The 24022-nt window shown below is 71.8% G+C and carries 18 protein-coding genes and 1 pseudogene; 5 read left to right on the forward strand and 14 right to left on the reverse strand.

The window, feature by feature from the left end:
• The first annotated feature begins 66 nt into the window (after nt 1-66).
• The 3 genes from ACFCZF_RS10990 (at nt 67) to ACFCZF_RS11000 (ending at nt 7811) form a co-directional block, all read left to right on the forward strand.
• On the forward strand, nt 67-1749 hold the full coding sequence (locus ACFCZF_RS10990) for a glycoside hydrolase family 13 protein (protein WP_376671391.1): 1683 nt from the start codon (nt 67-69) through the stop codon (nt 1747-1749).
• Nucleotides 1750-1960: 211 nt separating this feature from the next.
• Nucleotides 1961-7378 (forward strand): pullulanase-type alpha-1,6-glucosidase, encoded by a 5418-nt coding sequence (pulA, locus tag ACFCZF_RS10995; protein ID WP_376671392.1) that lies wholly within the window; start codon nt 1961-1963, stop codon nt 7376-7378.
• 76 nt (nt 7379-7454) lie between these two features.
• Nucleotides 7455-7811, forward strand: a complete 357-nt coding sequence (locus ACFCZF_RS11000; RefSeq protein WP_376671393.1) for a 5-carboxymethyl-2-hydroxymuconate Delta-isomerase — start codon at nt 7455-7457, stop codon at nt 7809-7811.
• Between the two features lie 214 nt (nt 7812-8025).
• Here the strand turns inward: ACFCZF_RS11000 and ACFCZF_RS11005 are convergent, their stop codons facing one another.
• From ACFCZF_RS11005 to ACFCZF_RS11025, 5 genes are all read right to left on the reverse strand, one after another.
• Nucleotides 8026-8691 (reverse strand): TetR/AcrR family transcriptional regulator, encoded by a 666-nt coding sequence (locus ACFCZF_RS11005; protein ID WP_376671419.1) that lies wholly within the window; start codon nt 8689-8691, stop codon nt 8026-8028.
• An 81-nt stretch (nt 8692-8772) separates the two neighbouring features.
• Nucleotides 8773-9834, reverse strand: coding sequence for a PDR/VanB family oxidoreductase (locus tag ACFCZF_RS11010; protein ID WP_376671394.1), 1062 nt, complete (start codon nt 9832-9834; stop codon nt 8773-8775).
• A complete protein-coding gene (locus ACFCZF_RS11015; RefSeq protein ID WP_376671395.1) occupies nt 9831-10730 on the reverse strand; it encodes a metal-dependent hydrolase in 900 nt (299 codons plus the stop codon). Before ACFCZF_RS11015 ends, ACFCZF_RS11010 begins: the two co-directional genes overlap by 4 nt.
• A 69-nt stretch (nt 10731-10799) precedes the next feature.
• On the reverse strand, nt 10800-12731 hold the full coding sequence (locus ACFCZF_RS11020; protein ID WP_376671396.1) for a hypothetical protein: 1932 nt from the start codon (nt 12729-12731) through the stop codon (nt 10800-10802).
• Nucleotides 12732-12775: 44 nt separating this feature from the next.
• Entirely contained in the window at nt 12776-13285 is a 510-nt protein-coding gene (locus ACFCZF_RS11025) for a tetratricopeptide repeat protein (RefSeq protein WP_376671397.1), read from the reverse strand.
• Nucleotides 13286-13417: 132 nt separating this feature from the next.
• On the opposite strand from ACFCZF_RS11025, the gene ACFCZF_RS11030 reads away from it, so the two are divergent.
• The gene (locus ACFCZF_RS11030) at nt 13418-13849 is read left to right on the forward strand and encodes a hypothetical protein (RefSeq protein WP_375910878.1); all 432 of its coding nucleotides are present in this window, start codon (nt 13418-13420) and stop codon (nt 13847-13849) included.
• A 71-nt stretch (nt 13850-13920) separates the two neighbouring features.
• Here the strand turns inward: ACFCZF_RS11030 and ACFCZF_RS11035 are convergent, their stop codons facing one another.
• The 8 genes and pseudogenes from ACFCZF_RS11035 to ACFCZF_RS11070 all read right to left on the reverse strand — a co-directional run bounded on the left by ACFCZF_RS11035 (nt 13921) and on the right by ACFCZF_RS11070 (nt 22327).
• Nucleotides 13921-15435: a DUF1996 domain-containing protein gene (locus ACFCZF_RS11035; protein WP_376671398.1), complete on the reverse strand. Its 1515-nt coding sequence runs from the start codon at nt 15433-15435 to the stop codon at nt 13921-13923.
• A gap of 146 nt (nt 15436-15581) precedes the next feature.
• Entirely contained in the window at nt 15582-16235 is a 654-nt protein-coding gene (locus tag ACFCZF_RS11040; protein WP_376671399.1) for a response regulator, read from the reverse strand.
• The gene (locus ACFCZF_RS11045; protein ID WP_376671400.1) at nt 16220-17497 is read right to left on the reverse strand and encodes a sensor histidine kinase; all 1278 of its coding nucleotides are present in this window, start codon (nt 17495-17497) and stop codon (nt 16220-16222) included. Before ACFCZF_RS11045 ends, ACFCZF_RS11040 begins: the two co-directional genes overlap by 16 nt.
• 52 nt (nt 17498-17549) lie before the next feature.
• Complete coding sequence (locus tag ACFCZF_RS11050) at nt 17550-18584, reverse strand: SDR family oxidoreductase (protein ID WP_376671401.1); 1035 nt, start codon at nt 18582-18584, stop codon at nt 17550-17552.
• 69 nt (nt 18585-18653) lie between these two features.
• Nucleotides 18654-19286, reverse strand: a pseudogene (locus tag ACFCZF_RS11055) (winged helix-turn-helix domain-containing protein).
• A gap of 333 nt (nt 19287-19619) precedes the next feature.
• On the reverse strand, nt 19620-20549 hold the full coding sequence (locus tag ACFCZF_RS11060; protein ID WP_376671402.1) for a DUF6891 domain-containing protein: 930 nt from the start codon (nt 20547-20549) through the stop codon (nt 19620-19622).
• 117 nt (nt 20550-20666) lie between these two features.
• Nucleotides 20667-21707 carry a glutamine synthetase gene (glnII, locus tag ACFCZF_RS11065; RefSeq protein WP_376671403.1) on the reverse strand — a complete coding sequence of 347 codons (1041 nt, stop codon included), beginning with the start codon at nt 21705-21707 and terminating at the stop codon, nt 20667-20669.
• Nucleotides 21708-21868: 161 nt separating this feature from the next.
• Nucleotides 21869-22327: a MarR family winged helix-turn-helix transcriptional regulator gene (locus ACFCZF_RS11070; protein WP_376671404.1), complete on the reverse strand. Its 459-nt coding sequence runs from the start codon at nt 22325-22327 to the stop codon at nt 21869-21871.
• A gap of 97 nt (nt 22328-22424) precedes the next feature.
• On the opposite strand from ACFCZF_RS11070, the gene ACFCZF_RS11075 reads away from it, so the two are divergent.
• Entirely contained in the window at nt 22425-23297 is an 873-nt protein-coding gene (locus ACFCZF_RS11075; protein ID WP_376671405.1) for an alpha/beta fold hydrolase, read from the forward strand.
• 3 nt (nt 23298-23300) lie between these two features.
• Here the strand turns inward: ACFCZF_RS11075 and ACFCZF_RS11080 are convergent, their stop codons facing one another.
• Nucleotides 23301-23960, reverse strand: coding sequence for a hypothetical protein (locus ACFCZF_RS11080; RefSeq protein ID WP_376671406.1), 660 nt, complete (start codon nt 23958-23960; stop codon nt 23301-23303).
• Between the last annotated feature and the right edge of the window lie 62 nt (nt 23961-24022).

The following is a 24022-nucleotide window of genomic DNA, read 5'->3' on the forward strand; positions in this document are numbered from 1 at the left end:
GCCGGCCGCCTCTTCCCCCCACCCATGCCTCCATGACCAGAACTCCGTCACGTTATCAAGGACGCCATGAGCCAGCAGCACTCCGCCGCACCGGCCCCCACCTCCGCCGTCGCCACCGTCGCAGGGCGCCATGACTGGTGGCGGGACGCGGTCATCTACCAGGTGTATCCGCGCAGCTTCGCCGACAGCAACGGCGACGGCATGGGCGACCTGGAGGGTGTCCGCACCCGCCTGCCGTACCTGCGCGACCTCGGCGTGGACGCCGTGTGGCTCAGCCCCTTCTACGCCTCGCCGCAGGCCGACGCCGGCTACGACGTCGCCGACTACCGGGCCGTCGACCCCATGTTCGGCTCCCTGCTGGACGCCGACGCGCTGATCCGCGACGCCCACGCGCTGGACCTGCGCATCATCGTCGACCTGGTCCCCAACCACTCCTCCGACCAGTACGAGTGGTTCAAACGCGCCCTCGCCGAGGGCCCCGGCTCGCCCTCGCGCGACCGCTACCACTTCCGCCCCGGCAAGGGCGCGAACGGCGAACTGCCGCCCAACGACTGGGAGTCCATCTTCGGCGGCCCCGCCTGGACCCGGGTCACCGAGCCCGACGGCACGCCGGGGGAGTGGTACCTGCACCTGTTCGCCCCCGAGCAGCCCGACTTCAACTGGGAGCACCCGGCCGTCGGTGACGAGTTCCGCTCCATCCTGCGCTTCTGGCTGGACATGGGCGTCGACGGCTTCCGGATCGACGTCGCGCACGGCATGGTGAAGGCCGAGGGGCTGCCCGACCTTGGATCACACGAGCAGCTGAAGCTGCTGGGCAACGATGTCATGCCGTTCTTCGACCAGGACGGCGTCCACGACATCTACCGCCAGTGGCGGCTGATCCTGGACGAGTACTCCGGTGAGCGGATCTTCGTCGCCGAGGCGTGGACCCCGACCGTCGAGCGCACCGCGAACTACGTCCGCCCCGACGAGCTGCACCAGGCGTTCAACTTCCAGTACCTGGGCACCCACTGGGACGCCGAGGAGCTGCGCACGGTCATCGACCGCACCCTGGACGCCATGCGCCCGGTCGGCGCCCCCGCCACCTGGGTCCTCTCCAACCACGACGTCACCCGGCACGCCACCCGCTTCGCCAACCCGCCCGGCCTCGGCACCCAGATCCGCCTGGCCGGCGACCGCGAACTGGGCCTGCGCAGGGCGCGCGCGGCGACCCTGCTGATGCTGGCGCTGCCCGGCTCGGCCTACGTCTACCAGGGTGAGGAGCTGGGCCTGCCGGACGTCGTCGACCTGCCGGACGAGGTGCGCCAGGACCCGGCCTACTTCCGGGGCGCGGGCCAGGACGGCTTCCGCGACGGCTGCCGGGTGCCGATCCCCTGGACGCGCACGGGGTCGTCGTACGGCTTCGGCGACGGCGGCAGCTGGCTGCCGCAGCCGGCGGGCTGGGGCGAGCTGAGCGTCGAGGCGCAGACCGGCGAGCCCGGCTCGACCCTGGAGCTGTACCGCGCCGCGCTCGCCACCCGCCGCGAGCAGGCCGACCTGGGCGCGGGCGACGCCGTCGAGTGGCTGCGCGCGCCCGAGGGCGTCGTCGCCTTCCGGCGCGGCGAGTTCGTGTGCGTCGCCAACACCACCGGCGAGTCGGTGCCGATGCCCGCGTACGGGCGGTTGCTGCTGGCCAGCGGCGAGGTCACCGAGGCGGCCGGCGAGGCGAAGGTGCCGGCGGACACGACGGTGTGGTGGACCCGGGACTGACCCCCGGCAACGCCCGAGCCGTACAAGGCCCGTCGCCCCCACACGGGGAGCGGCGGGCCTTGCGCGTGGGCCCAGCCGGAACCCACTTGGGGCAAGTGCTGTGAAAATCCTTTCCGTTACTTGCGCAAGCCTTGCTGCAAGCCTTGCGGCAGCGCTACGGTCTCGCCGGGGTCGGACCCGATCGAGCCGTCAGCACAAGGAGTTCACGCCCGTGATACCGAGATGGCCGGTGCCTGTCGCGCGCCGCACCGCACGAGCGAGAAGGGTCGCGGCCGTCACCGTGACCGCGCTCGCCGCAGCCCTCCTCCCGCCCCTCGCCGCACGGGCCGACTCCCCGCCCGCGCCCCCGTCGGACGCCAAGCTCGCGAAGGCCGACGCCCGGCACGACCTCACCCGCGAGCAGTTCTACTTCGTCCTGCCGGACCGCTTCGCCAACGGCGACGCCCGCAACGACAAGGGCGGCCTGACCGGCACCCGGCTCGCCACCGGCTACGACCCCACCGACAAGGGCTTCTACCAGGGCGGCGACCTCAAGGGCCTGACCGAGAAGCTCGACTACATCAAAGGCCTGGGCACCACCTCCCTCTGGATGGCGCCCATCTTCAAGAACCAGCCCGTGCAGGGCACGGGGGAGAACGCCTCCGCCGGCTACCACGGCTACTGGATCACCGACTTTACCCAGGTCGACCCGCACTTCGGCACGAACCAGGACCTCAAGAACCTCATCTCCAAGGCGCACGCCAAGGGCATGAAGGTCTTCTTCGACGTCATCACCAACCACACCGCCGACGTCGTCGACTACGAGGAGAAGTCCTACGACTACCTCGCCAAGGGCGCCTTCCCGTACCTGACCAAGGACGGCGAGCCCTTCGACGACGCCGACTACGCGAAGGGCGACCGCCGGTTCCCGCGCGCGGACGCCGGCTCCTTCCCGCGCACGCCGGTCGTCCCCGCCGCCAAGAAGGACCTCAAGGTCCCGAGGTGGCTCAACGACCCGGCGATGTACCACAACCGCGGCGACTCCATCTGGGCCGGCGAGTCCGCCACCTACGGCGACTTCTCCGGCCTCGACGACCTGTGGACCGAACGGCCCGAGGTCGTCAGCGGCATGGAGAAGATCTACCAGCGGTGGGTCAAGGACTTCGCCATCGACGGCTTCCGCATCGACACCGTGAAGCACGTCAACATGGAGTTCTGGACGCAGTGGGCGACCGCGCTGGACGCGTACGCGGCGAAGAAGGGCCGGGACGACTTCTTCATGTTCGGCGAGGTCTACTCCGCCGACACCTCCGTCACCTCTCCGTACGTCACCCAGGGCCGCTTGGACTCCACGCTGGACTTCCCCTTCCAGGACGCGGCCCGCGCGTACGCCTCCCAGGGCGGCAGCGCCAAGAAACTCGCGGCCGTCTTCGGCGACGACTGGAAGTACACGACCGACAAGGCCAACGCCTACGAGCAGGTCACCTTCCTCGGCAACCACGACATGGGCCGCTTCGGCACCTTCCTCAAGCAGGACAACCCGAAGGCCACCGACGCCGAGCTGCTGAAGAAGGACCGGCTCGCCAACGAGCTGATGTTCCTCAGCCGGGGCAACCCGGTGATCTACTACGGCGACGAGCAGGGCTTCACCGGCGCGGGCGGCGACAAGGACGCCCGCCAGCCGATGTTCGCCTCCCGCACCGCCGACTACCTGGACGACGATCAGCTCGGCACCGACCGCACCCACGCCGACGCCGCCTACGACGCGCGAGCACCGCTCTACAAGCAGATCAGCGCTCTCGCGAAGCTCCGCAAGGCCCACCCCGCCCTCGCCGACGGCGTCCAGACCGAGCGCTACGCGGCCGCCGGCGCCGGCGTCTACGCGTTCTCCCGCACCGACGCCGAACGCGGCACCGAGTACGTCGTCGCCTTCAACAACGCCGACGAGGCGAAGACGGCCACCTTCGCGACCGGCTCGGCGGACATGACCTTCCGGGGCGTCTACGGAACCGACGCGGACGTGCGGTCCGGCGCCGACAAGAAGGTCACGGTCACCGTCCCGGCCGGTTCGGCGATCGTCCTCAAGGCCGCGGGCCGGCTCGCCGAGCCCGCCACGAAGCCGTCCGTCACCCTCACCGCCCCCGCCCCCGGCGCCACCGGCACCGTCGAGTTGACGGCGGACGTCACCGGCGGACAGCTCAACCGCGTCGTCTTCGCCGCCCAGACCGGCAACGGCAAGTGGCGCACCCTCGGCTCCGCCGACCATGCCCCCTACAAGGTCACCCACACCATCGGCGAGGACACCCCGGCCGGCACCGCCCTGCGCTACAAGGCGATCGTCGTCGACTCGGCGGGCCGCACCGCGAGTACCACGGCCGCCTCGACGACCGGCACCCCGCCCGTCGAGCAGCCGCCCACCGCCGCCTCCCGCGACTACGCGATCGTCCACTACAAGCGGGAGGACGGAAACTACAAGGACTGGGGCCTGTACGCCTGGGGCGACCTCGCCGACGGCGAGACGACCACCTGGCCCGACAGCCACCCCTTCACCGGCCGCGACGCCTACGGCGCCTTCGCCTACGTCAAGCTCAAGCCCGGCGCGAGTGACGTCAGCTTCCTCGTCATCGACAAGGACGGCAACAAGGACGTCGCCACCGACCGCACCATCGACGTCACCCGGACCGGCGAGGTGTGGATCGAGCAGGGCAAGGAGCAGGTCGCCACGGAGCGGCCCGACTACCCCGCCCAGGACACCACCAAGGCCGTCCTCCACTACCACCGCGCCGACGGGAACTACGACGGCTGGGGACTGCACGTCTGGGGCGGCGCCGCGAACCCCACCGACTGGTCGAAGCCCCTGACGCCGGTGAAGACCGACTCCTATGGCGCGGTCTTCGAGGTACCGCTCACCGAGGGTGCCGGCAGTCTCGGCTACATCGTCCACAAGGGCGACGAGAAGGACCTGCCCACCGACCAGGCCCTGGACCTCAAGGCCGACGGCCACGAGGTGTGGCTGGTGAGCGGCGAGGAGAAGTACCTGCTGCCGCAGCCGGCCGGCTCGGCGGCGGCCGTCGACCTCACCACCGCCAAGGCGGTCTGGATCGACCGGAACACCCTCGCCTGGAACGGCTCCGAGGGCGCCGCCTCCACCCAGCTGCTCGCCTCCCGCACGGGCACCATCAAGGCCGAGAACGGCACCCTGACCGGCGACGACGACACCACCTGGCTCCGCCTCGCCAAGACCGCCCTCACCGACGCCCAGAAGGCCAAGTTCCCGCACCTGGGGGACCACACCGCCTGGTCCGTCGACCCGCGCGACCGCGACCGGGTGCGCGAGGCCCTGCGCGGCCAGGTCGTCGCCTCGCAGCGCGCCGCCAACGGGGCGGTGCTCGCGGCGACGGGCGTGCAGATCGGCGGCGTCCTGGACGACCTGTACGCGGCCGACGCGACCAAGGCCGACCTCGGCCCGACCTTCCGCCACGGCAGACCCACGCTCTCCGTGTGGGCGCCGACCGCACAGGACGTGCGGCTGGAGATCGGCGACCGCACGGTCCGCATGCGGCGCGACGACGACACCGGCGTCTGGTCCGTCCGCGGCCCGCGCTCCTGGAAGGGCAAGTCCTACCGCTACGTCGTCGAGGTGTGGGCACCCGACGCCGGCAAGGTCGTCACCAACAAGGTCACCGACCCCTACTCGCTCGCCCTGACCACCGACTCCGAGCGCAGCCTCGTCGTCGACCTGGGCGACCGCTCCCTCGCCCCGCGCGGCTGGCACAGCTACGACAAGCCCAAGGCGGTGCCGCTCAGGGACGCCCAGATCCAGGAGCTGCACATCCGCGACTTCTCCGTCGCGGACCGGACGGCGGACCCGGACCACAAGGGCACCTACCTCGCCTTCACCGACAAGGACAGCGACGGCTCCGAGCACCTGCGCGAGCTCGCGGAGTCGGGCACGTCGTACGTCCACCTCCTCCCGGCCTTCGACATCGCCACCATCCCCGAGAAGAAGTCCGACCAGGCCACCGCCGACTGCGACCTCGCCGCGCTCCCGGCCGACTCCGACAAGCAGCAGGAGTGCGTGGCGAAGGCGGCGGCGAAGGACGCCTACAACTGGGGCTACGACCCGTACCACTACACGGTCCCCGAGGGCTCCTACGCCACCGACCCGGACGGCACCGCCCGCACGGTCGAGTTCCGCGAGATGGTCAAGGCGCTGAACGAGGACGGCCTGCGGGTCGTCATGGACGTCGTCTACAACCACACCGCGGCGAGCGGCCAGGCGAAGACCAGCGTCCTCGACCGGATCGTCCCCGGCTACTACCAGCGGCTCCTCGCCGACGGTTCGGTGGCGAACAGCACCTGCTGCGCGGGCACCGCCACCGAGAACGCCATGATGGGCAAACTGGTCGTCGACTCGATCGTCACCTGGGCCAAGGAGTACAAGGTCGACGGCTTCCGCTTCGACCTCATGGGCCACCACCCGAAGGCCAACATCCTCGCCGTCCGCGAGGCCCTCGACGCGCTGACCCTCAAGAAGGACGGCGTCGACGGCAAGAAGATCATCCTGTACGGCGAGGGCTGGAACTTCGGCGAGGTCGCCGACGACGCCCGCTTCACGCAGGCCAGCCAGAAGAACATGGCCGGCACCGGCATCGCCACCTTCTCCGACCGCGCCCGCGACGCCGTGCGCGGCGGCGGCCCCTTCGACGAGGACCCCGGCGTCCAGGGCTTCGCCTCGGGCCTGTTCACCGAGCCCAACGGCTCGAAGGCCAACGGCACCGAGGCCGAGCAGAGGGCCCGCCTCCTGCACTACCAGGACCTGATCAAGGTCGGCCTGACCGGCAACCTCGCCGACTACACCTTCACGGACACCGACGGCAAGGAGGTCAAGGGCTCCGAGGTCGACTACAACGGCGCCCCCGCCGGATACGCCGAGGCCCCGGGCGACGCGCTCGCCTACGCCGACGCCCACGACAACGAGTCCCTGTTCGACGCGCTCGCCTTCAAGCTGCCCGCGACCGTGAGCGCCGACGACCGGGCCCGCATGCAGGTCCTCGCCATGGCGACCGCCTCCCTCTCGCAGGGACCGGCGCTCTCCCAGGCCGGCACCGACCTGCTGCGCTCCAAGTCGCTGGACCGCAACTCCTACGACAGCGGCGACTGGTTCAACGCCATCCACTGGAACTGCGCCGACGGCAACGGCTTCGGCCGCGGCCTGCCCCCGGCCGCCGACAACCAGGACAAGTGGCCCTACGCCAAGCCCCTGCTCGGCACGGTCGAGGTCGGCTGCCCGCAGATCACCGGCGCCTCGGCGGCGTACCGGGACCTGCTGAAGATCCGTACGACCGAGCAGGACTTCTCCCTCACCACGGCGGGGCAGGTGCAGTCCCGGCTCTCCTTCCCGCTCTCCGGGAAGGAGGAGACGCCCGGCGTGATCACCATGCTCCTCGGTGACCTCGTGGTCGTCTTCAACGCCACCCCGCAACAGCGGGAGCAGCGGATCGAGGCGGCGGCCGGCACCGGCCACCGGCTGCACCCGGTGCAGGCGGCGGGCGCGGACCCGGTGGTGAAGAAGTCCGCGTACGCGGCCAGGACCGGCACGTTCACCGTCCCGGGCCGTACGGTCGCCGTCTTCGAGCGCACCGGCTGACGGCCGTAGGACGGCGGTAGGACGGCGGTGGTCTGCGGTTAGGGTGAGCCCTGCTGTTCATGCCACGGGAGGGCTCATGCCGCAGATCACCGTCGACTACTCCGCCCGGCTCGCGGACGACTTCGACCGGCCCGCGTTCGCGCGGGCGCTGCACACCGCCGTCGTCGAGATCGCGGCCGCCAAGCCGCCGGCGTGCAAGACGCAGTTCCGCCGCGGCGAGGACACCACGGTCGGCCCCGACATTGAGGGGCACGCCGTCGTGCACGTCACCCTGGGGCTGCTCGCGGGCCGCACCGAAGAGACCAAGGCCCGTCTCACCGAGGCCGTCCTGGAACTGCTGCGGCAGCACGTGAAGCCGGGCGACGGCCTCGCCCTGCACGCCTCCGCCGAGGTCCGCGACCTGGACCCGTCGTACCGGAAGTTCGAGAGCTAGGGGGTGTCGTTTGGATCAGGCCGGCTCCAGGTAACGGTGCCTTGCGATTGACCCGAGCGGGGTCTGGTGCGTGCAGCTGCAAGGCGGAGGAGGGCGCCAGGGCGGAGCCCTGGCAACCGACGACAACGCCGCTGGGGGCACCTCCCACGCCTTTAAGGCAGTGGGGGAGTGCGTGCCAGGCCCCGCGATGCCGGCAAGATCCACACGACACCCCCTAACCCGCGAGACCCACGAGCCGGCCGACCAGGTCCCCGAAGGGGCCGTCGGCCGGTTCGTCGTCGATGACGCGGCGCAGCAGGGCGCCCATCTCCTCGTCGTAGGCGGCGCTCACCGCCACCAGCGCGGCGAAGTCGTGCACGAGCTGAGCCTCCAGCTCGGCGCGCGGGATGCGGCGCCCGTCCAGCCAGATCAGCGCCGTCGACTCGGCGAGCGAGATCCAGGACCGGACGATCAGTTCCAGACGCGCGGGCGGATCGGTGACGCCCAAGTGCGAAAGGATCTGGACATACGCGGCCTGGCGTACGGAGTCCACGAGCGCGTTGGTCGTGGAGGAGCCGACCGCCGGGCCGCCGCGCATCAGGGCCGAGAAACCCGGCCCGTGCTCGTCGACGAAGTCGAAGTAGCGGCCCATCACCCGCAGCAGCCGCGCGCCCAGCGGGCCCTCGTGCGGCTCCACGAACCGGGCCGCCAGATCGTCCGAGGCACGCTGCAACGCGGCCTCGTACAGGCTGAGTTTGCCGGGGAAGTAGTGGTAGACCAACGGGCGCGAGATGCCCGCCGCCGACGCTATCTCGTCGATGGAGACCTCGTCGGGCGAGCGGCGGCTGAACAGATCGAGCGCGACGCCGATCAACTGCTGCCGCCGCTCCTCGACGCCCATTCTGCGGCGTACCCCGGTAGTCATACGAACACCTTACCGATCGAATCCGGCCTTCGAACGGGCCGGACCGGGCGCAGGTGTTCACATGTCCAGCACGAGCCGTGTCCCACGGGCGCGGGACACGCAGATGAGCATCGAGTCGCCGCGCTCCGAGTCGGTCAGCAGCTCGTCCCGGTGATCGATCTCGCCCTCCAGCACCTTCTGTTGGCAGGTCCCGCACCAGCCCTGCTCACAGGAGTACGGGGTGTTCGGCAGCTCGGCGCGCACGGCGGCCAGCACCGACGTGTCCCCGGCCACGGTCAGCGTGCGCCCGCTGCGGTGCAGCTCGACCTCGAACTCCCCGTCGCCACCGGCCGTCGTGCGCGGGGCGAACCGCTCCAGGTGCGGCGCGGTGCCCTCCGGGAGGCGTTCCTCGACGGCCGCCATCAGGCCCTCGGGGCCGCAGCAGTACACCGCCGTGCCCTCGGGCAGGTCAGCCAGGAAGGCGTCGAGCCCGGGACGTCCGTCCTCGTCCTCGGCGACGACGGTGACCCTCTCGTCGTCCGGGTCCAGCTTCTCGATCTCCTCCAGGAACGGCATCGAGGCCCGGGTCCGCCCGCCGTACAGCAGCCGCCACTCGGCGCCCTCCGACAGAGCCCGCAGCATCGGCAGGACGGGCGTGATGCCGATGCCGCCGGCGACGAAGACGTAGGCGGGGGCGTCGACCAGCGGGAAGCGGTTGCGCGGGCCGCGCACCTCCAGCTCCGTGCCCTCCTGCACCTGCTCGTGCACCTCGCGCGAGCCGCCCCTCCCGTCCTCGACCAGCCGCGTGGCGACGGTGTACGACGAGGTGTCCTCCGGGTCGCCGCACAGCGAGTACTGCCGCACGAGACCCGACGGCAGCACCAGGTCCAGGTGGGCGCCCGGCTCCCAGCGCGGCAGGTCGTGTCCCTCCAGGCGGATCCGGACCACCCCGTCGGCTATCCGCTCGTGCGCGGTGACCAGCAGCGTCAGCGCGCGCGAGCGGGGCCGCCCGGAGACCGGCGGCTCCAGCGCGGGCATCGGCCACAGCGGCGAGGCCTGGATACGGCGCCGCAGCGCCCGGCGGACGACGAGCGCGGCACCGGCCGCGAGCACCAGGGTCATCGGCTTGGGCGGCTTCATACGGCACCCTCCTGCGACTTCTCGGCCGCGACGGCCGCGACGGCGGCGACAGCGGCGGGGGAGGCGGCGAGGTAGGCCACGGCCTGCTCGGTCGACCCCTCCTGGGACGGGTGGTAGGCACGGCTCAGATAGCGCGGTACGGAGCGGATCACGGCACCCGTCGAGGGCAGCAGGCCGCGTCGGCCGCGCCGGTGGAAGTCCCGGAAGGTGGCGCGGCCGTCGATGAGCGTCGGGTCGTTCTCCATGAAGTACCTGGCCCCGCGCTGCCACAGGAACACCAGCGCCGCGAACGCGGTCGCCCAGGTGCGCGCCCGCCGCGCGTAGCCCCCGTCCACGTGCAGGAACACCTCGAAGGCCACGGAGCGGTGCTCGACCTCCTCGGCGCCGTGCCAGCGCAGCAGGTCCAGCATCGTCGGATCGGCGCCGCGCCGGTCGAGCTCGTCGGCGTTGAGGACCCAGTCGCCGAGAAACGCCGTGTAGTGCTCGATGGCCGCTATCAACGCCACCCGCTCCATCAGCCACCAGCGGCGCGGCCGGCCCGGCGGCAGGGTGCGGTCGCCGAGCAGCTTCTCGAAGAGCCAGTCGACCTGCGCCGTGTACGGCGTCGGGTCGAGCCCCTGGTCCTTGAGATGCGGCAGCACCTCGTCGTGGGCCTGGGAGTGCATCGCCTCCTGCCCGATGAACCCGATGACGTCCTCGCGCAGTCGCTCGTCCCGGATGTACGGCAGCACCTGCTTGTAGACGTGCACGAACCAGCGCTCCCCGGCGGGCAGCAGCAGGTGCAGCACATTGATCGTGTGCGTCGTGAACGGGTCCCCCGGCACCCAGTGCAGCGGGGTGTCCTCCCAGGCGAAGGACACCTTCCGTGCCTTGAGCGGGACATGCGTATTAGACATGGCGTCAATGTACTGACGGGTACGGCTCCGGGGAACCCTCGTGCGGGTACTTGTTGACGCCGGTGTCAGCTAGCGAAGTCCGCCGATCGTCCGCCCGTTCTCCAGGGTGCCCTTCAGCTCGGCCTGCGCGCCCTGCTCGGCCTTCGCCGTCAGCAGGTTCCCGTCGGCCGAGTCGTTGATCCCGCCCCTGGCCTCGACCGACTCCGTGTCGCGGCTGCCGGCGGCCAGCAGATACCAGTGCCCGCCCTCCGACTTCCACAGCACCCCGGCCAGCACATGCGGGTCGCGCTCGCCGCAGGCCGGCACGCCCTGCGCCTTCGCCGCCACCGCGCCCTGCGCCCCGCCCGGCGTCCGGAACTGGGCCAGCACGCGCGCCCCGTCACCCCGCCAGGTCTCCGCCCGGGTGCACACCCACGCGGCCGACCCGCTGGAATCGGGCAACGGCTGCGTCGCGAACTCCCAGGCGTTCACCGACCGCACGCCCTGCCCCCGCACCGCCCCCAGCGAGCAGGCGTACGGCGCCCAGGCGCCCAGCGCCTCGGCACCGGAGGCGTCCTTCGCCGAGCCGGGGCGCCCGGTGGTGAGGCGGGCCGGGACCAGTTCGCCGAGGTCGGTCACCAGGCGGGTGTCCGAGCCGTCGGTCAGCGCCAGCACGTCCCAGGACGCGCACGCACCCGACTGCTGCTGCACGGGGCTGGCCACCGGCGAGGTCACACCGTCGGTCAGCGTCAGGTCCCGGGCACCGGCGTCCGGGTCGGTGAGGTCCCGCCCGGCCGCCTTCGTCACCCAGGGCGCCGTCAGATAACGGACGTTGCCGTCGGCCCGGCCCAGGACCACGGCGTTCGCCTCGGCCCGGCCGGCACCGTCGGTGCGCGCGAAGTCCAGGGCGGCCCCCGCCGTGCCGTCCTTCGGCTCGGCGTACCGGGCGATGCGCAGACCGTCGTGCAGGATCACCACGCGCGCGTTGTCGACGACCCCGGCGTACAGCAGCTGGGGAGGGCCGGACGGGCCGCCGGTCGGGGTGCCCGGCGTCGCCGAGACCCCCACCCCCTCGCCGGGCCGCGCCCAGACGGCGAGGGCGCGCCGCAGCAGCTCCTCGTCGCCGGTGAGGTCACCCCGGGCCGGCCACACCGAGAAGTCGGTGCGCGCGGACGTCTCCCACGCGGCGGGGGCGACCTTGGTCAGCTTGGCGGGGTCGAGGGCGGCCTGGGCCGCCGGGTTCTGCGCGTACGGCGGGGCGGCGGCGCCGTCCGGCCCCCAGCCGTCACCGGGCAGGCCCAGCAGCGCCCCGCAGACCACCAGGGCCGCCCCGGCGACCAGCGCCGCCCGCGTGTGCTGCCGGCGGCGCATCAGGTCGGTCGGCCGGGCCTGCAGCGAGCAGGGATCGAACTCGGGGGAGCCGAGCAGCGCGTACTGGCCGGGCACCTCGTCGGCCTCCCGCAGCGCGGCGTCCGCGTCGGCCACCCCGGCGGCCCCGAGCAACTGCCGTACGTCGTCGTCGGGCAGCTTCTCCAGACCCCGCAGCACATACGCCGCCCGGCCCGGCGCGGAGAGGGCGGAGAGCCGCTGGTCGAGCGCGAGCTCGTCGGCGCCGCCGGAGCGCGGGAAGAGCTTGAGCCCCCGCACCTGCGGCAACAGCGGCGGCAGCTGGGAGCGCCCCGGCCACGCGCGCCGCCTGAGCGGGAGGCCCGCCTCCAGCGCCGTACGGATGACCCGGAGACGGACCAGGGCGTAACCGGGGTCGACCGAGCGCCCGGTCGACTGGGCCGGGATCACGGGTGACGTCGTCCGGTTCCGGGGCAGCGCGCGCTGGGTGAGGGCGTGCGCGGTCAGGACACGGCGGCCCCGGCCGAGGCGCGGCGGCAGCACCAGGTAGGCGAGCCGGACCAGGCGCGGATAGTGCTCGACGAGCGCGGCCTCGGCCTGCTCGACGTCGACGACCGGGTCGGCCGAGGAGGCTGAGGACGGTGCGGGGCGCGGGGCGACATCCTGTGACTGCACGTTCAGCAGAACGAGCGAATCGGTGGTTGGTCACCGTGCCCGGGTCAGTCCCCGGGGTCCACCAGCAGTCGCGCGTAGGCGGCCATCGAACGCTGGTAGCGCGGCAGATGAGGCGCGAGCGCCCCGAGCACCAGCGACAGGCCCTCACGGTCACGGCCCATGCTCGACAGACAGAGCGCGAGCGTGGCCCGTACCGCGTCGTCCAACTCGTCCGACGGCGCCAGCAGTTCGGGCGACAGCAGCTTGACGCCCTCCTCCGGGTGCCCGGTGTTCCGCAGGGAGCTGGAGAGCTGGATCTTCGCCCGACGGCCCTTGTAGCCGCTGACCTCCCCCAGACCGCGCGCCAGCGCCTCGCGGTACAGCGGCACGGCACGGTCGGAGTGGCCCGTGGAGTCCCAGGCGCAGGCCCGCTCGAACAGGCCGAGGGGACTGTCCGCGGGCAGCTCGTCGGCGAGGGCGTCGATGACCGCGCGGAAATCGGCGACGTCGTCTTCCGCGTGGTCGTCGAACGTCGCCCACGCGGCGGTCACCCGGTCTTCCCAGTCCTGGTCCACGGCGCCACTTTCGCACGGGTGTGCCCGGGGCACCAGGATCGCTGAATACTTCGCGCCCCGCAGCCGTATCGATGACGAGAGCCCTCGCCGGGGCTCCGTGCGGCATGTCGCCGGAACGGACCGGAGGAACACATGAGGCTGACCCGACCGATGCTCGCGCTGGCCGGTGCGGCGGCGGTACTGGCGCTGACCGGCTGCGGATCCGACGGGGACGGCGAGGCGGCCGTGCCCGAGACGGCGACCGGCAGCCTGGAACACCTGGCCGCCGAGGTGAAGTGCGCCCCGAACATGCAGACCGACGCCGACACCATCCGCCAGGCGATCTGTGAGAAAGGCGACGAGAAGTACGTCCTCGCCACCTTCTCCACCGACCGCGGCCAGCGCGAATGGATCAACACGGCCAAGGACTACGGCGGTTACTACCTCGTCGGCCGCAAATGGGTCGCCGTCGGCCACCAGGACGTCGTGGCGGACCTGCGCGGCCGGCTCGGCGGCACCCTGGAGCAGGGCGCGCGGCACGGCGGCGGCAGCCACCCGGCGGAGCACGGCGGGCACGGCGGCTGACGCCTGCGGGGGACGCGAAGAGGGCCGGTGGCGAATGCCGCCACCGGCCCTCTCACTCTCTCTCGGCAGGACTACTGGCAGTCCTCGCCGCTGTTGATGCAGTCGACCACCTCGTTCATCAGGTCCTCGTCCATGACGTTGATGAAGTCGTTGTGATCGGTGATCGGCTTGTGCAGCTGCTCCGGGAAGCTGTCCACGGCGTACGGGTTCTGCACCGAGCCGTTCTCGATGGTCGGGGTCGGGATGTCGTACACCAGGCGGACCTGGAGCTGGGGAATGGCCTGGAATCCGTTCGCGCAGCTGCCGTCCTGCTGGACGAACGCCATGTGGTCACGGTGGTTGGCGCTGTCGATGTTCTGCCCGTCCCAGCAGCTCTGGAAGTTGGACGTGCGCACCACCTGGCTGCCCTCGGGGCAGAGCGGATACTTGTCGGTGACCTGCCGGTCCTCGAAGCCGGTGCAGCTCCACGAACTGTTGGCGTTCGCGTCGCCGTTGGTGAAGGACTTGGCGTCACCGGTGATGATGCGCAGGAACTTCGGCATGGCGACCACGTCGCTCTGCTGGTTGCCGACGAACTTCAGCTCGGCCTGGGCCGGCTTCAGGATCCTGCCGACGTTGCCGTCGGCGCCACCGCCCAGGTCGTTCGCGTCGAACTCCTCCGTACCGTCCTGGAGGCGCAGCACCGGCCAGTAGTAGGTGGACTTGTCGCCCTGGTTCTGGCACGAGGTGTCCGCGTTCGCCAGGTCCTCGTCGCTGGAGAAGGCGTCGTTGTCCTGGTTGCCGACGTAGTCGTGCACGTGGTGCGCGCCGTTGTCGACGCCCGGGGCGGCGATCAGGTTGTCGCTGTTGAACAGGTCGTTCTCGTTGACACCGCAGTCCGTGGTGAAGGTGCCGGTGGAACCGCCGTCGCCGTTGGCGGCCAGGCCGTTCTGGCTGTTGCGGGAGTTCGGCTCGACGTCGTTGATGTCGATGAAGTCATCGGCCACCGGGCCCGCGACGCCGTTGCCGTTGTCGTCCTGGTTCTGGCCGTCGTCCTGACCCTGACCGTCGCCGTTCTGACCGTCACCGTCGTTCTGGCCGTCACCATTGTCCTGGCCGTCGCCGTCCTGCGGCTGCTCCGCTGGCTGCCCCTGGCACTGGGCCAACCCGTCCAGGTTGTCGTCGGCCTGGCCGCCGGCCCGGTTGATCTCCAGCTGGATCCGGTCGATGATCGCCTTCCGGCGGTCCTTGAGCGGGCCGAGGATGGCGTTCTGGACGTACCGCGAGTCACCCGCCTGCGCGCGCCGCGTGGTGGCGAGGCGCTTGTAGGCCTCGGTGATCTGGCTGTCCATCGTGGCCAGTTCGCCGTCGACCTCCCCGCGCGCCCGGTCCGGCACGTCGGAGATCTGCTGGCCGACGTCCGGACAGTCGATCGTCGCCACCTGCGCGGCGGCGGACCTCGTCCGGTTGTGCGCCGGATTCTCCTCGTGCGCCGAGGCGTAGAAGTTGGCCCAGACCAGCCCGCCCCCGCCGACCGCCAGGGCCGCCGCCCCGGCTACGACCTTGGTGGCCAGCGGCGTACGGCGTTTTCTCGTGTTGCGTCCCATGGAACTCCTCTTTGACTTCCTTGCGGGGCATCGAGGGCGCCCGACAGGAGTGAAGCGGCTCCCTTAACTACGGGAGCCGCTCCAAGGGTGTTCACTCGTCTCGGAAATTGCTGGGTCCTGTGGGACGGGTGGGATCGGCGACTCGGTCAGCGGCCGCGGTCCAGATACGCCAGAACGGCCAGTACACGCCGGTTGTCGTCGTCCGAGACCTCAAGGCTCAGCTTGGCGAAGATGTTCGCCGTGTGTTTCGCGATCGCCCGCTCCGTGACGACGAGCTTGCCGGCGATCGCCGCGTTGGTCCGCCCCTGCGCCATCAGCTCCAGCACCTCCAGCTCCCGGGGCGTCAGCCGTTCCAGCGGCCGGTCCTCCGCCGCACGCCGGCTGAGCAGTTGCTGGATGACCTGCGGGTCCATCGCCGTACCGCCCGCCGCGACCCGCCGTACGGCGTCCACGAACTGCTCCGCGTCGAAGACCCGGTCCTTGAGCAGGTACCCCACCCCGCCACTGCCGTCGGCGAGCAACTCCCGCGCGTACAGCTGCTCCACGTGCTGGGACAGGACGAGGACCGGCAGCCCCGGCCGCTTGCGACGGGCCTCGAGCGCGCACTGCAGGCCCTCGTCGGTCAGCGTGGGCGGCAGGCGTACGTCGACGACGGCGACGTCCGGCTCCAGTTCGGCCAGCGCCCGGGACAGTTCGGGGCCGGTCTCGACGGCCGCGACGATCTCGAAGTCGTGGGCTTCCAGAAGCCGGACCAGTCCGTCCCGCAGCAGGAACAGGTCTTCGGCTAGGACAACGCGCAAGGGATCTCCATGGTGACCATGGTGGGACCGCCGGCGGGCGAGCTGACGGCCAGGACGCCGTCGAATGTACCGAGTCGGCGTTCCACCCCGGCCAGGCCCGACCCCGCGCCGGTCACCGCGCCGCCCTTGCCGTTGTCGGTGACGGCGATCCGCAGATGACCCTCGGTGTGGTGCATGTCGATCCAGATCCGGTCGGCGCCGGAGTGCTTCACGGCGTTGGTGAGGATCTCGCTGACCGCGAAGTATCCGGCCGACTCCACGGGGGCCTCCGCGCGGCCGGGCAGGTCGACCTCGACCTCGACGGTGACGGGCAGCCGCAGCGCCAGGGCCCGTACGGCGTCGCCCAGGCCGCGTTCGGCGAGCACCGGCGGGTGGATGCCGCGTACGAGTTCGCGCAGTTCGGTCAGGGCGTCGGCGGATGACTGGCGGGCCTGCGCGAGTAGTTCGCGGGCCTTCTCCGGGTTCTTCTCCAGCAGTGCCTCGATCGTCCCGAGGTCCATGCCCATGGCGACCAGCCGGGCCTGTGCGCCGTCGTGCAGGTCGCGCTCGATGCGGCGCAGTTCGGCGGCGGAGGTGTCCACGGCGTCACGGCGGGTCTCGGTCAGTACCCGTACCCGCTCGGCGAGTTGGCCCTGGCCGGAGCCGAGGACCGCGCCGGTGAGCCGGAAGTGGGCGTGCAGCAGGCGAGGGGTGAGCCAGACGGCGACGAGGAGGAGCACGGCGCCGAGGCCCGCGGCGTAGAAGGCCGAGGTCTGGTCGGTGACCCGGACGAAGCCGTACCAGTAGCCGTCGGGCAGGACCCGCCACAGCCCGGCCGCGATCGCGAACCCCTCCAACGGGTACAGCGGCAGCACGAAGGCCAGCAGCGCGGTGGTGAAGCCCGCCGTCATGTCGACCGGCAGCCACCGGAAGTCCCGCCAGGTCGCCGGGTCACCGAGCATTCCGAAGGTGCGCGCCCACGGATTGGCGTTCTCGGGCAGCGGCCGGTACGCCCGCTGGATCCGCACCCCGCCCCACTCGGCGGCGAGCAGCCGGCGCCAGTCGGCGAACGCCCGCACGCCCGTGAGCACCCAGGGAGTGGTGACGAGGCCGATCCCGATCGGGACGAGGGCGACGGAGACGAGGGTCAGGCAGAAGCCCAGCACCGAGCCGACCAGGGAGATCGGTGTCAGTGCGAGTCCCCGCACGGCCGACAGTGCCACGTTCCGCGTCCGTGTCGTCCGGTCGGGGTGCCGGTCGTCGCTCTTCGTCTCGATGTTCATGCCGTCAGTCTCCCGGAGGCGTCGGCGCGGGGCACTGGGCCCGGCCCCCGGGTCAGGGGGTGGTGCCAGGTACACCTTCGCCGGGCCCGCCGCCGTCGGCCGCGAGCACCTTCGCCTCCGTCTCCGGGTCCAGGCCGACCGGCGGCCGGTCCGGGCGCCGGGGCGCAGTGCCGCCGATGCCTCGCAGCCAGGTCCAGGTGTCGGTGACGGTGGCGCCGACCGGCCGGCAGCGCAGGCCCGTCGCCAGCGCCCGGGACACGTCCGCGCTGTGCAGGGCGTCGTGCAGGTCGCTGCCGGGCGGTGTCCACACGGGCAGTTGCCCCCACGGCTCGATGCCGGCGGCGAGGACGGTCTCGGGGGCGGTCCAGCGCAGTTCCGGCGCGCTGCCCGTGGCCGTCGCGCAGGCGTCGAGCAGTGCGCCCATGGTGGTGTGCCCCGGCGGGGAGACCAGGTTGTACGGCCCGCTCAGCTCCTGCTCGACCGCTCCGAGGGCCCAGTCGGCGAGGTCGCGGACGTCGACGTACTGGAGGGGGAGGTCCCGCGGGCCCGGCGCGAGCACCGGGCCGCCGCGTGCGACGCGGTTCAGCCACCACGGCAGCCGTCCGATGTTCTCGTAGGGGCCGAGGATCAGCCCGGCCCTGACGAGTACCGAGCGGTCCGCGCCGAAGGCGTCCAGGACGGCCAGCTCGGCGCCCCGCTTGTCCCGGGCGTAGTCGGTCTGCCCGGCGTCCGCCGAGGCGCCGTCGACGAGCGGGGCGTCCTCGGTGTACCCGGCGGGCGGCGTCCAGGCGTACACCGAGCAGCTCGACACGTACACGTACCGGCCGGCGCGGCCCCGCAGCAGCCGCGCCGCGTCCCGCACGGCGTCGGGCGCCGCCGACCAGGTGTCGACGACGGCGTCCCACGTGCCGTCGGCGAGGGCGGTGAGCCCGTCGGGTTCGGTGCGGTCGCCGTGCAGCGACCGCACCCCGGGCGGCGGGGCGTGCCGTCCGCGGTGGAAGACGGTCACCTCCCAGCCGCGTCCGAGCGCCGCCTCCACCACGGCCCGCCCCACGAACTCCGTACCGCCCAGCACCAGTAGCCTCATGCGGATCACTGTGCCCGGCGCGGCGGCCGGAGGGAACGCGGGTCTGCCGACAGCAGAGGCGGCGGCGGTTCAGCGTCCGGTGGGCGGCGTGTACTTGTAACCGACGCGGCGCACGGTCTGGATCGTCCGCCGGTGTTCGGCGCCGAGCTTGCGGCGCAGCCGGGCGACGTGCACGTCGACGGTGCGGCCGTCGCCCACGTGTCCGTACCCCCACACCGTGGTGACCAGCCGGTCGCGGGTGTGTACCCGGTGGGGATGCGCGACGAGGTGTGCGAGCAGCTCGAACTCCAGTTAGGTCAGGTCGAGTTCGCGTCCGTCGACGGCGGCGGTGCGCCGCGCGGTGTCGATCCGTACGAGCGGGTCGCCGTCCTGGGCGTCGCCGTGGCCACCGGAACCGTCCCCGGTGTCCTTCGGTGCCGGGCCGGGCCCGCCGACCGGCGGGAACGGCGGCTGCTGGTCGGCCGGGACGAGCACCAGGTAGCCGACCATCGGCGGCCGGCCCGGCAGCGCGGGCAGGGTGTGCGGGGGAGCGGGCAGCCAGGTGGCGCCCGGTGGCAGGAGGTCCGCGATGTCCACCACCTCGTCCCGGTCGACGGCACGCAACCGGTGCCGGGGAGTGCCGGATGCGGCGAGGACGGTGGCGGGCGTGGGGGAGTCGAGGGTGACGGTGGACAGGGAACGGGGGGAACGGGTGGTCGCCATGAGACGTCAGCTCTTTCGCGCGTGAGGTTCGTCGGGAGGGGCGACGGGCGCGAGTTCGTGATCGGGCGCGTCGCGGAGACGTACGTCGTGCGCGCCGGCCGAAGGCCTGGGGGTACGGCTTCTAGCGGGCCGGCGCGGTCGTCGCGCGGCAACACACTCGGTCGAAGTCGTCGTGCTGACGGGACGGCCAGAAGGGCTCGAGGTCGAGGCGACCCGTCGCTGCGGTCTTCCGGAAGCTGGCCATGGGCCCATTGAAGCAGACACCGGTCCGCCGCAGGAGGCCCCTCTCACTGCGTGGACGCCGCTCCTGGCGTGAAGTCGACGCCGTACCGGTCATCCCACCAGGCGTTTGCGCCAGTCCAGCGGCGTGACGGTGATGGCCTTGCCCGGATCGCCGTTCCACTCCGTGGACAGTCCGGCTGCCGTGCAGGCCGCCACGACCTCGTGGCCGACCGCGGTGGTCGTGTCCTCGGAGCCGTCGAAACCGCCGTAGTGCAGGGCGAGTCCGTACCCTTCGGCCGCGCCCTCCGTGCTCTGCCGGTGGAAGAAGACGAAGCCCCGTGCTCCCTCGCGCTCGGCGCCTATCTCGGTCGTGCCGCAGCCTCGGCAGCAGGTGAAGTTCTCCCGGGCGGTGACGCCTGCGTCGTCCAGTGTCTCGAAGACCCGGGTGAGCCGGTCGGGGTCGGTGGTCTCGTCGCCCCACGCCTCCTGCTCCGCCAGCCGCTCCAGCCACAGCCGGTCCACCAACTGTCGTGCCTGGCCCTTCGACACCGGCCGTTCGCCGTGCTCACCGCCGACCAGGTAGTCCTCGGCGATCTCGGCCAGGGCCTGCCGGCTGTCGTAACCGCAGCGCAGCCGCTCCCGCACTCGCTGCTCGACCTTCTCCCGGACGTCGTCCGGCAGTTCCGGGACATCCTCCCGCGGCCCGGGGTCGATCGGCTCCCATTCGACGCCGGTGTCCCAGCCGGGCTGCTCGCGCGCCCAGCCGGTCAGGAGATCCGCCACCCGGCCGGGGTCGTCGAGATCCGTCCCGAAGAAGAGGTGTTCGGCGGCCCGGTACTCCAGCCGGTAGTCCCCGCCCTCCTCGTGCCAGACCTGTGCGAACACGTCAGGGATGTCCGGTATCCGCTGGACGATCAGGAAGCGGTCGCGGGCACCGCCGATCCGCGTCACCAGCTCGCGCAGCCGGGCCGCCGGAACGCGTGCGTGCGTCTGCCAGTTCTCCGTCTCGACCTTGATGGCGAGGTCCCCGTCGATCTCCATGCCCCCACAGTGCCACGCGCCACTGACAACGCGATCACCGCGCGGTTCCCGGGGCAGCGCGAAGGGGCGCCCACCGTCGCGGTGGACGCCCCTCCGGACGAAGCGGGGCGGGCCGGATCAGACCTGGCCGGCCTTCTCCAGCGCCGTGCAGCAGGTGTCCACCAGCAGGCGGGTCACCACGTACGGGTCGACGTTGGCGTTCGGACGGCGGTCCTCGATGTAGCCCTTGCCGTCCTTCTCGACCTGCCACGGGATGCGGACCGAGGCGCCGCGGTCGGAGACGCCGTAGGAGTACTCGTTCCACGGGGCGGTCTCGTGCAGGCCGGTGAGGCGGTCGTCGATGCCGGCGCCGTAGTTCTTGACGTGGTCCATCGGCTTGGAGCCCTCACCGAGCGACTCGGCGGCGGTGATGATCGCGGCATACCCCTCAGGTCCTTCGCGCATCGCCTTGGTGGAGAAGTTGGTGTGCGCGCCCGCGCCGTTCCAGTCGCCCTTGACCGGCTTGGGGTCGAGGGTGGCGGAGACCTCGAAGTCCTCGGCCGTGCGGTAGAGCAGCCAGCGGGCCACCCACAGCTGGTCGGAGACCTCCAGCGGCGCCAGCGGGCCGACCTGGAACTCCCACTGGCCCGGCATGACCTCGGCGTTGATGCCGGAGATGCCCAGGCCCGCCTTCAGGCAGTTCTCCAGGTGCGCCTCGACGACGTCACGGCCGAAGATCTCGTCCGAGCCGACACCGCAGTAGTAGCCGCCCTGCGCGGCTGGGAAGCCGCCCTCGGGGAAGCCGAGCGGGCGGGCGCCCTTGAAGAAGGTGTACTCCTGCTCGATGCCGAAGATCGGCTCCTGCGCGGCGAAGCGCTCGGACAGCTCGGCCAGCGCGGCGCGGGTGTTGCTCGGGTGCGGGGTCATGTCCGTGTCCAGGACCTCGCACAGCACCAGGATGTCGTCGCCGCCGCGGATCGGGTCGGGGCAGGAGAAGACCGGCTTGAGCACGCAGTCCGAGGAACTGCCCTCGGCCTGGTTGGTGGAGGAACCGTCGAAGCCCCAGATCGGCAGGGCGTCCAGGCCGGCGGGGGCGTCCGTGATGATCTTCGTCTTGGAACGGAGTTTGGCCGTCGGCTCGGTGCCGTCGATCCAGATGTACTCGGCCTTGAAGGTCACGGGGACACATCCTTCGGGGGTGGGTCTGGGCGCACTGCGGGTGCTGCGGCGCTGGGCGGCTGGGCGCCGCGTCTACTGCCGTGCAGCGTGCCAACAGGCGATTTCCCGTCCGTTGCCCGTATGTGAACCCCGTGTTACCCAGGGTCGGTGTGGCGCGTATCTCACGCATCCCGGCCGTCCTCGGCCGCCGCCTCCCGTACGTCGGTCAGGAAGGAGGCGATGGCCTTCAACTCCCGTTCGTCGTAACCCCGCAGCAGTTCCACCGCCTGCCCGATCAGCGGCCCGAAGTGGGACCGACCGAGGGCGACCGCCCGCTCGTCCACCTCGACGGTGACCCTGCGCCGGTCCCGCTCGTCACGCACCCGCCGCACATGGCCGGCCCGCTCCAGCCGGTCGACCAGGGCCGTGGTCCCCGCCGAGTTAAGGCCGAGAGCGGCGCCCAGCCGCCCGGCGGTCATCCCCTCGCCCGCCCGCGACGCGTCCATGAGCGCGATCAGTGCGCGGACATCGGTGGGGTGCATGCCGTTGCGCTGCGCGAACCGCGCGCTGTGCGCGCCCAGTTCGACGGCGACCGCGCGCAGCAGATGGACGATCTCCATCTCCGGTCCCTGCTCGGACATGGGGCGTCGCCTCCGGCTATCATCTCGCCCAACAAGTATCTCGCTGAGCGAGAGAATACTCGGCGCGAGAGAAGACCGAGAAGCAGGGGGCCCGCTCATGAGTGCTCGCGGTACGTACGACGCCGGCCGTTTCCACGCCGCGTACGACAAGGTCATGGCCAGGTGGCCGACGCGGCCCGAGTCGGTGACCGTACCCACGCCCTTCGGCGAGACACACGTCCACATGACCGGCCCGGCCGACGGCCCGCCGCTCGTCCTCCTCCCCGGTGGCGGTGCGGCGACCTCGGCCTCCTGGTACGCCCAGGCCGGCGAACTGTCCCGCACCCACCGCCTCCACGCGGTCGACCTGATCGGCGCCCCCGGCCGCAGCACGCCGGCCGGCGACCGCCACCCCCGTACGGTCGCCGACCTCGCCGGCTGGCTGGACGTGCTCCTCGACGGCCTCGGCATCGAGGAGACGGACCTCGGCGGGCACTCCTACGGCGCCTGGATCGTCCTGCACCACGCCCTGCACGCGCCCGACCGGGTACGCCGCCTGTTCCTCCTGGACCCGACCCAGTGCTTCGCCGGGTTCAAGGCGGCCTACCTGCTGCGCGCGCTGCCGATGCTGCTGCGGCCCACGCCCCGCCGCGTCCGCGCCTTCCTGGAGTGGGAGACCGGGGCGACTCCCCTCGACCCCGACTGGGCGGCCCTCCAGGAGGCCGCCGTCGGCTTCCCCGACCGCAGGCCGGTGACCGGACCGCGTCCGGCGCCGGACGCGCTGCGCGGACTGGACGTGCCGGTCCTGCTGCTCCTGGCCGGGAACAGCGGGACCCATGACCCTTCCGAGGTGGCGACCCGGGCGCGGACGCTGCTGCCGCGCGTGGAGGCGGCCGTCCTGCCGGACGTGTCCCACCACGCGCTGCCGCAGGCCGCGCCGCCCGAACTGGGGCGCCGCCTCAGCGACTTCCTCGCTCCGTCAGGTGGCTGAGCCTCAGCCCACCTTCTCGATCAGCGCCCGCCGGATCAGGAACTTGCCCTGCTCCCGGACCTGTTCGAACGCCGCGTTGTTGAGCAGTACGCAGCTTCCCGAGACGGAGTTGACCTCCACCGTGGTGGACTTGTCGTTGTCGAGGTTGGTCACCTTGAGCTTGGTGCCCACCGGGAACTCGTTGCTGGACGCGGCGGGGGCGCCGCCCTCGCCGGAGACGGTGACGGTGGAGCCGTCGCAGACCTGCTCACCGGCCTGTGCGGCACCTCCGGCCTGGTCCCCGGCTACCTGACCTGCTTCCTGGCCGTCCTGCGGCGGCTGCGGGGCCTGGGAGTCCTGAGCCGACTCCCCAACCGCGCACCCGGACGCCGCCTGCTTGCGCCCGATCTCCGCGATGACCGCCTCGCGGTTGGCGATCCGGGCCTCCGACTGAGCGTCGGGGTTGGCCCGCTGGCCGTCGATGAACCGCTGGTTGTTGCCGAGCGCGGTGGCCAGGCCCTGGCAGACGGAGGAGTCCTGGGCGGCCTTCGTCCGAGCGTTCTGGCTGGTCTCCGAGGCGTTCGAGGCGTTCGCCGTCACGAACGCCCCACCGCCGGCCACCGCCGCCGCGCTGACCAGCAGCGCGATCTTCTTCTTCGTGCCGAGAGTTCTCCTGCGCGACATGCGCGCCTCCTGAAGCGGTAGGGGAGCGTACGCCGCTATGTACGAGATACCGAACGGAGTTA

The sequence above is a fragment of the Streptomyces sp. NPDC056296 genome, assembly GCF_042268605.1.
GTDB lineage: Bacteria > Actinomycetota > Actinomycetes > Streptomycetales > Streptomycetaceae > Streptomyces.

What these genes read in the sequence shown, in the direction of transcription:
- ACFCZF_RS10990 (WP_376671391.1), top strand. Translation starts at nt 67, where the DNA reads ATGAGCCAGCAGCACTCCGCCGCACCGGCCCCCACCTCCGCCGTCGCC.
- ACFCZF_RS11000 (WP_376671393.1), top strand. Translation starts at nt 7,455, where the DNA reads ATGCCGCAGATCACCGTCGACTACTCCGCCCGGCTCGCGGACGACTTC.
- ACFCZF_RS11005 (WP_376671419.1), bottom strand. Translation starts at nt 8,691, where the DNA reads ATGGGCGTCGAGGAGCGGCGGCAGCAGTTGATCGGCGTCGCGCTCGAT.
- ACFCZF_RS11010 (WP_376671394.1), bottom strand. Translation starts at nt 9,834, where the DNA reads ATGAAGCCGCCCAAGCCGATGACCCTGGTGCTCGCGGCCGGTGCCGCG.
- ACFCZF_RS11015 (WP_376671395.1), bottom strand. Translation starts at nt 10,730, where the DNA reads ATGTCTAATACGCATGTCCCGCTCAAGGCACGGAAGGTGTCCTTCGCC.
- ACFCZF_RS11030 (WP_375910878.1), top strand. Translation starts at nt 13,418, where the DNA reads ATGAGGCTGACCCGACCGATGCTCGCGCTGGCCGGTGCGGCGGCGGTA.
- ACFCZF_RS11035 (WP_376671398.1), bottom strand. Translation starts at nt 15,435, where the DNA reads ATGGGACGCAACACGAGAAAACGCCGTACGCCGCTGGCCACCAAGGTC.
- ACFCZF_RS11045 (WP_376671400.1), bottom strand. Translation starts at nt 17,497, where the DNA reads ATGAACATCGAGACGAAGAGCGACGACCGGCACCCCGACCGGACGACA.
- ACFCZF_RS11050 (WP_376671401.1), bottom strand. Translation starts at nt 18,584, where the DNA reads ATGAGGCTACTGGTGCTGGGCGGTACGGAGTTCGTGGGGCGGGCCGTG.
- ACFCZF_RS11060 (WP_376671402.1), bottom strand. Translation starts at nt 20,549, where the DNA reads ATGGAGATCGACGGGGACCTCGCCATCAAGGTCGAGACGGAGAACTGG.
- ACFCZF_RS11070 (WP_376671404.1), bottom strand. Translation starts at nt 22,327, where the DNA reads ATGTCCGAGCAGGGACCGGAGATGGAGATCGTCCATCTGCTGCGCGCG.
- ACFCZF_RS11075 (WP_376671405.1), top strand. Translation starts at nt 22,425, where the DNA reads ATGAGTGCTCGCGGTACGTACGACGCCGGCCGTTTCCACGCCGCGTAC.
- ACFCZF_RS11080 (WP_376671406.1), bottom strand. Translation starts at nt 23,960, where the DNA reads ATGTCGCGCAGGAGAACTCTCGGCACGAAGAAGAAGATCGCGCTGCTG.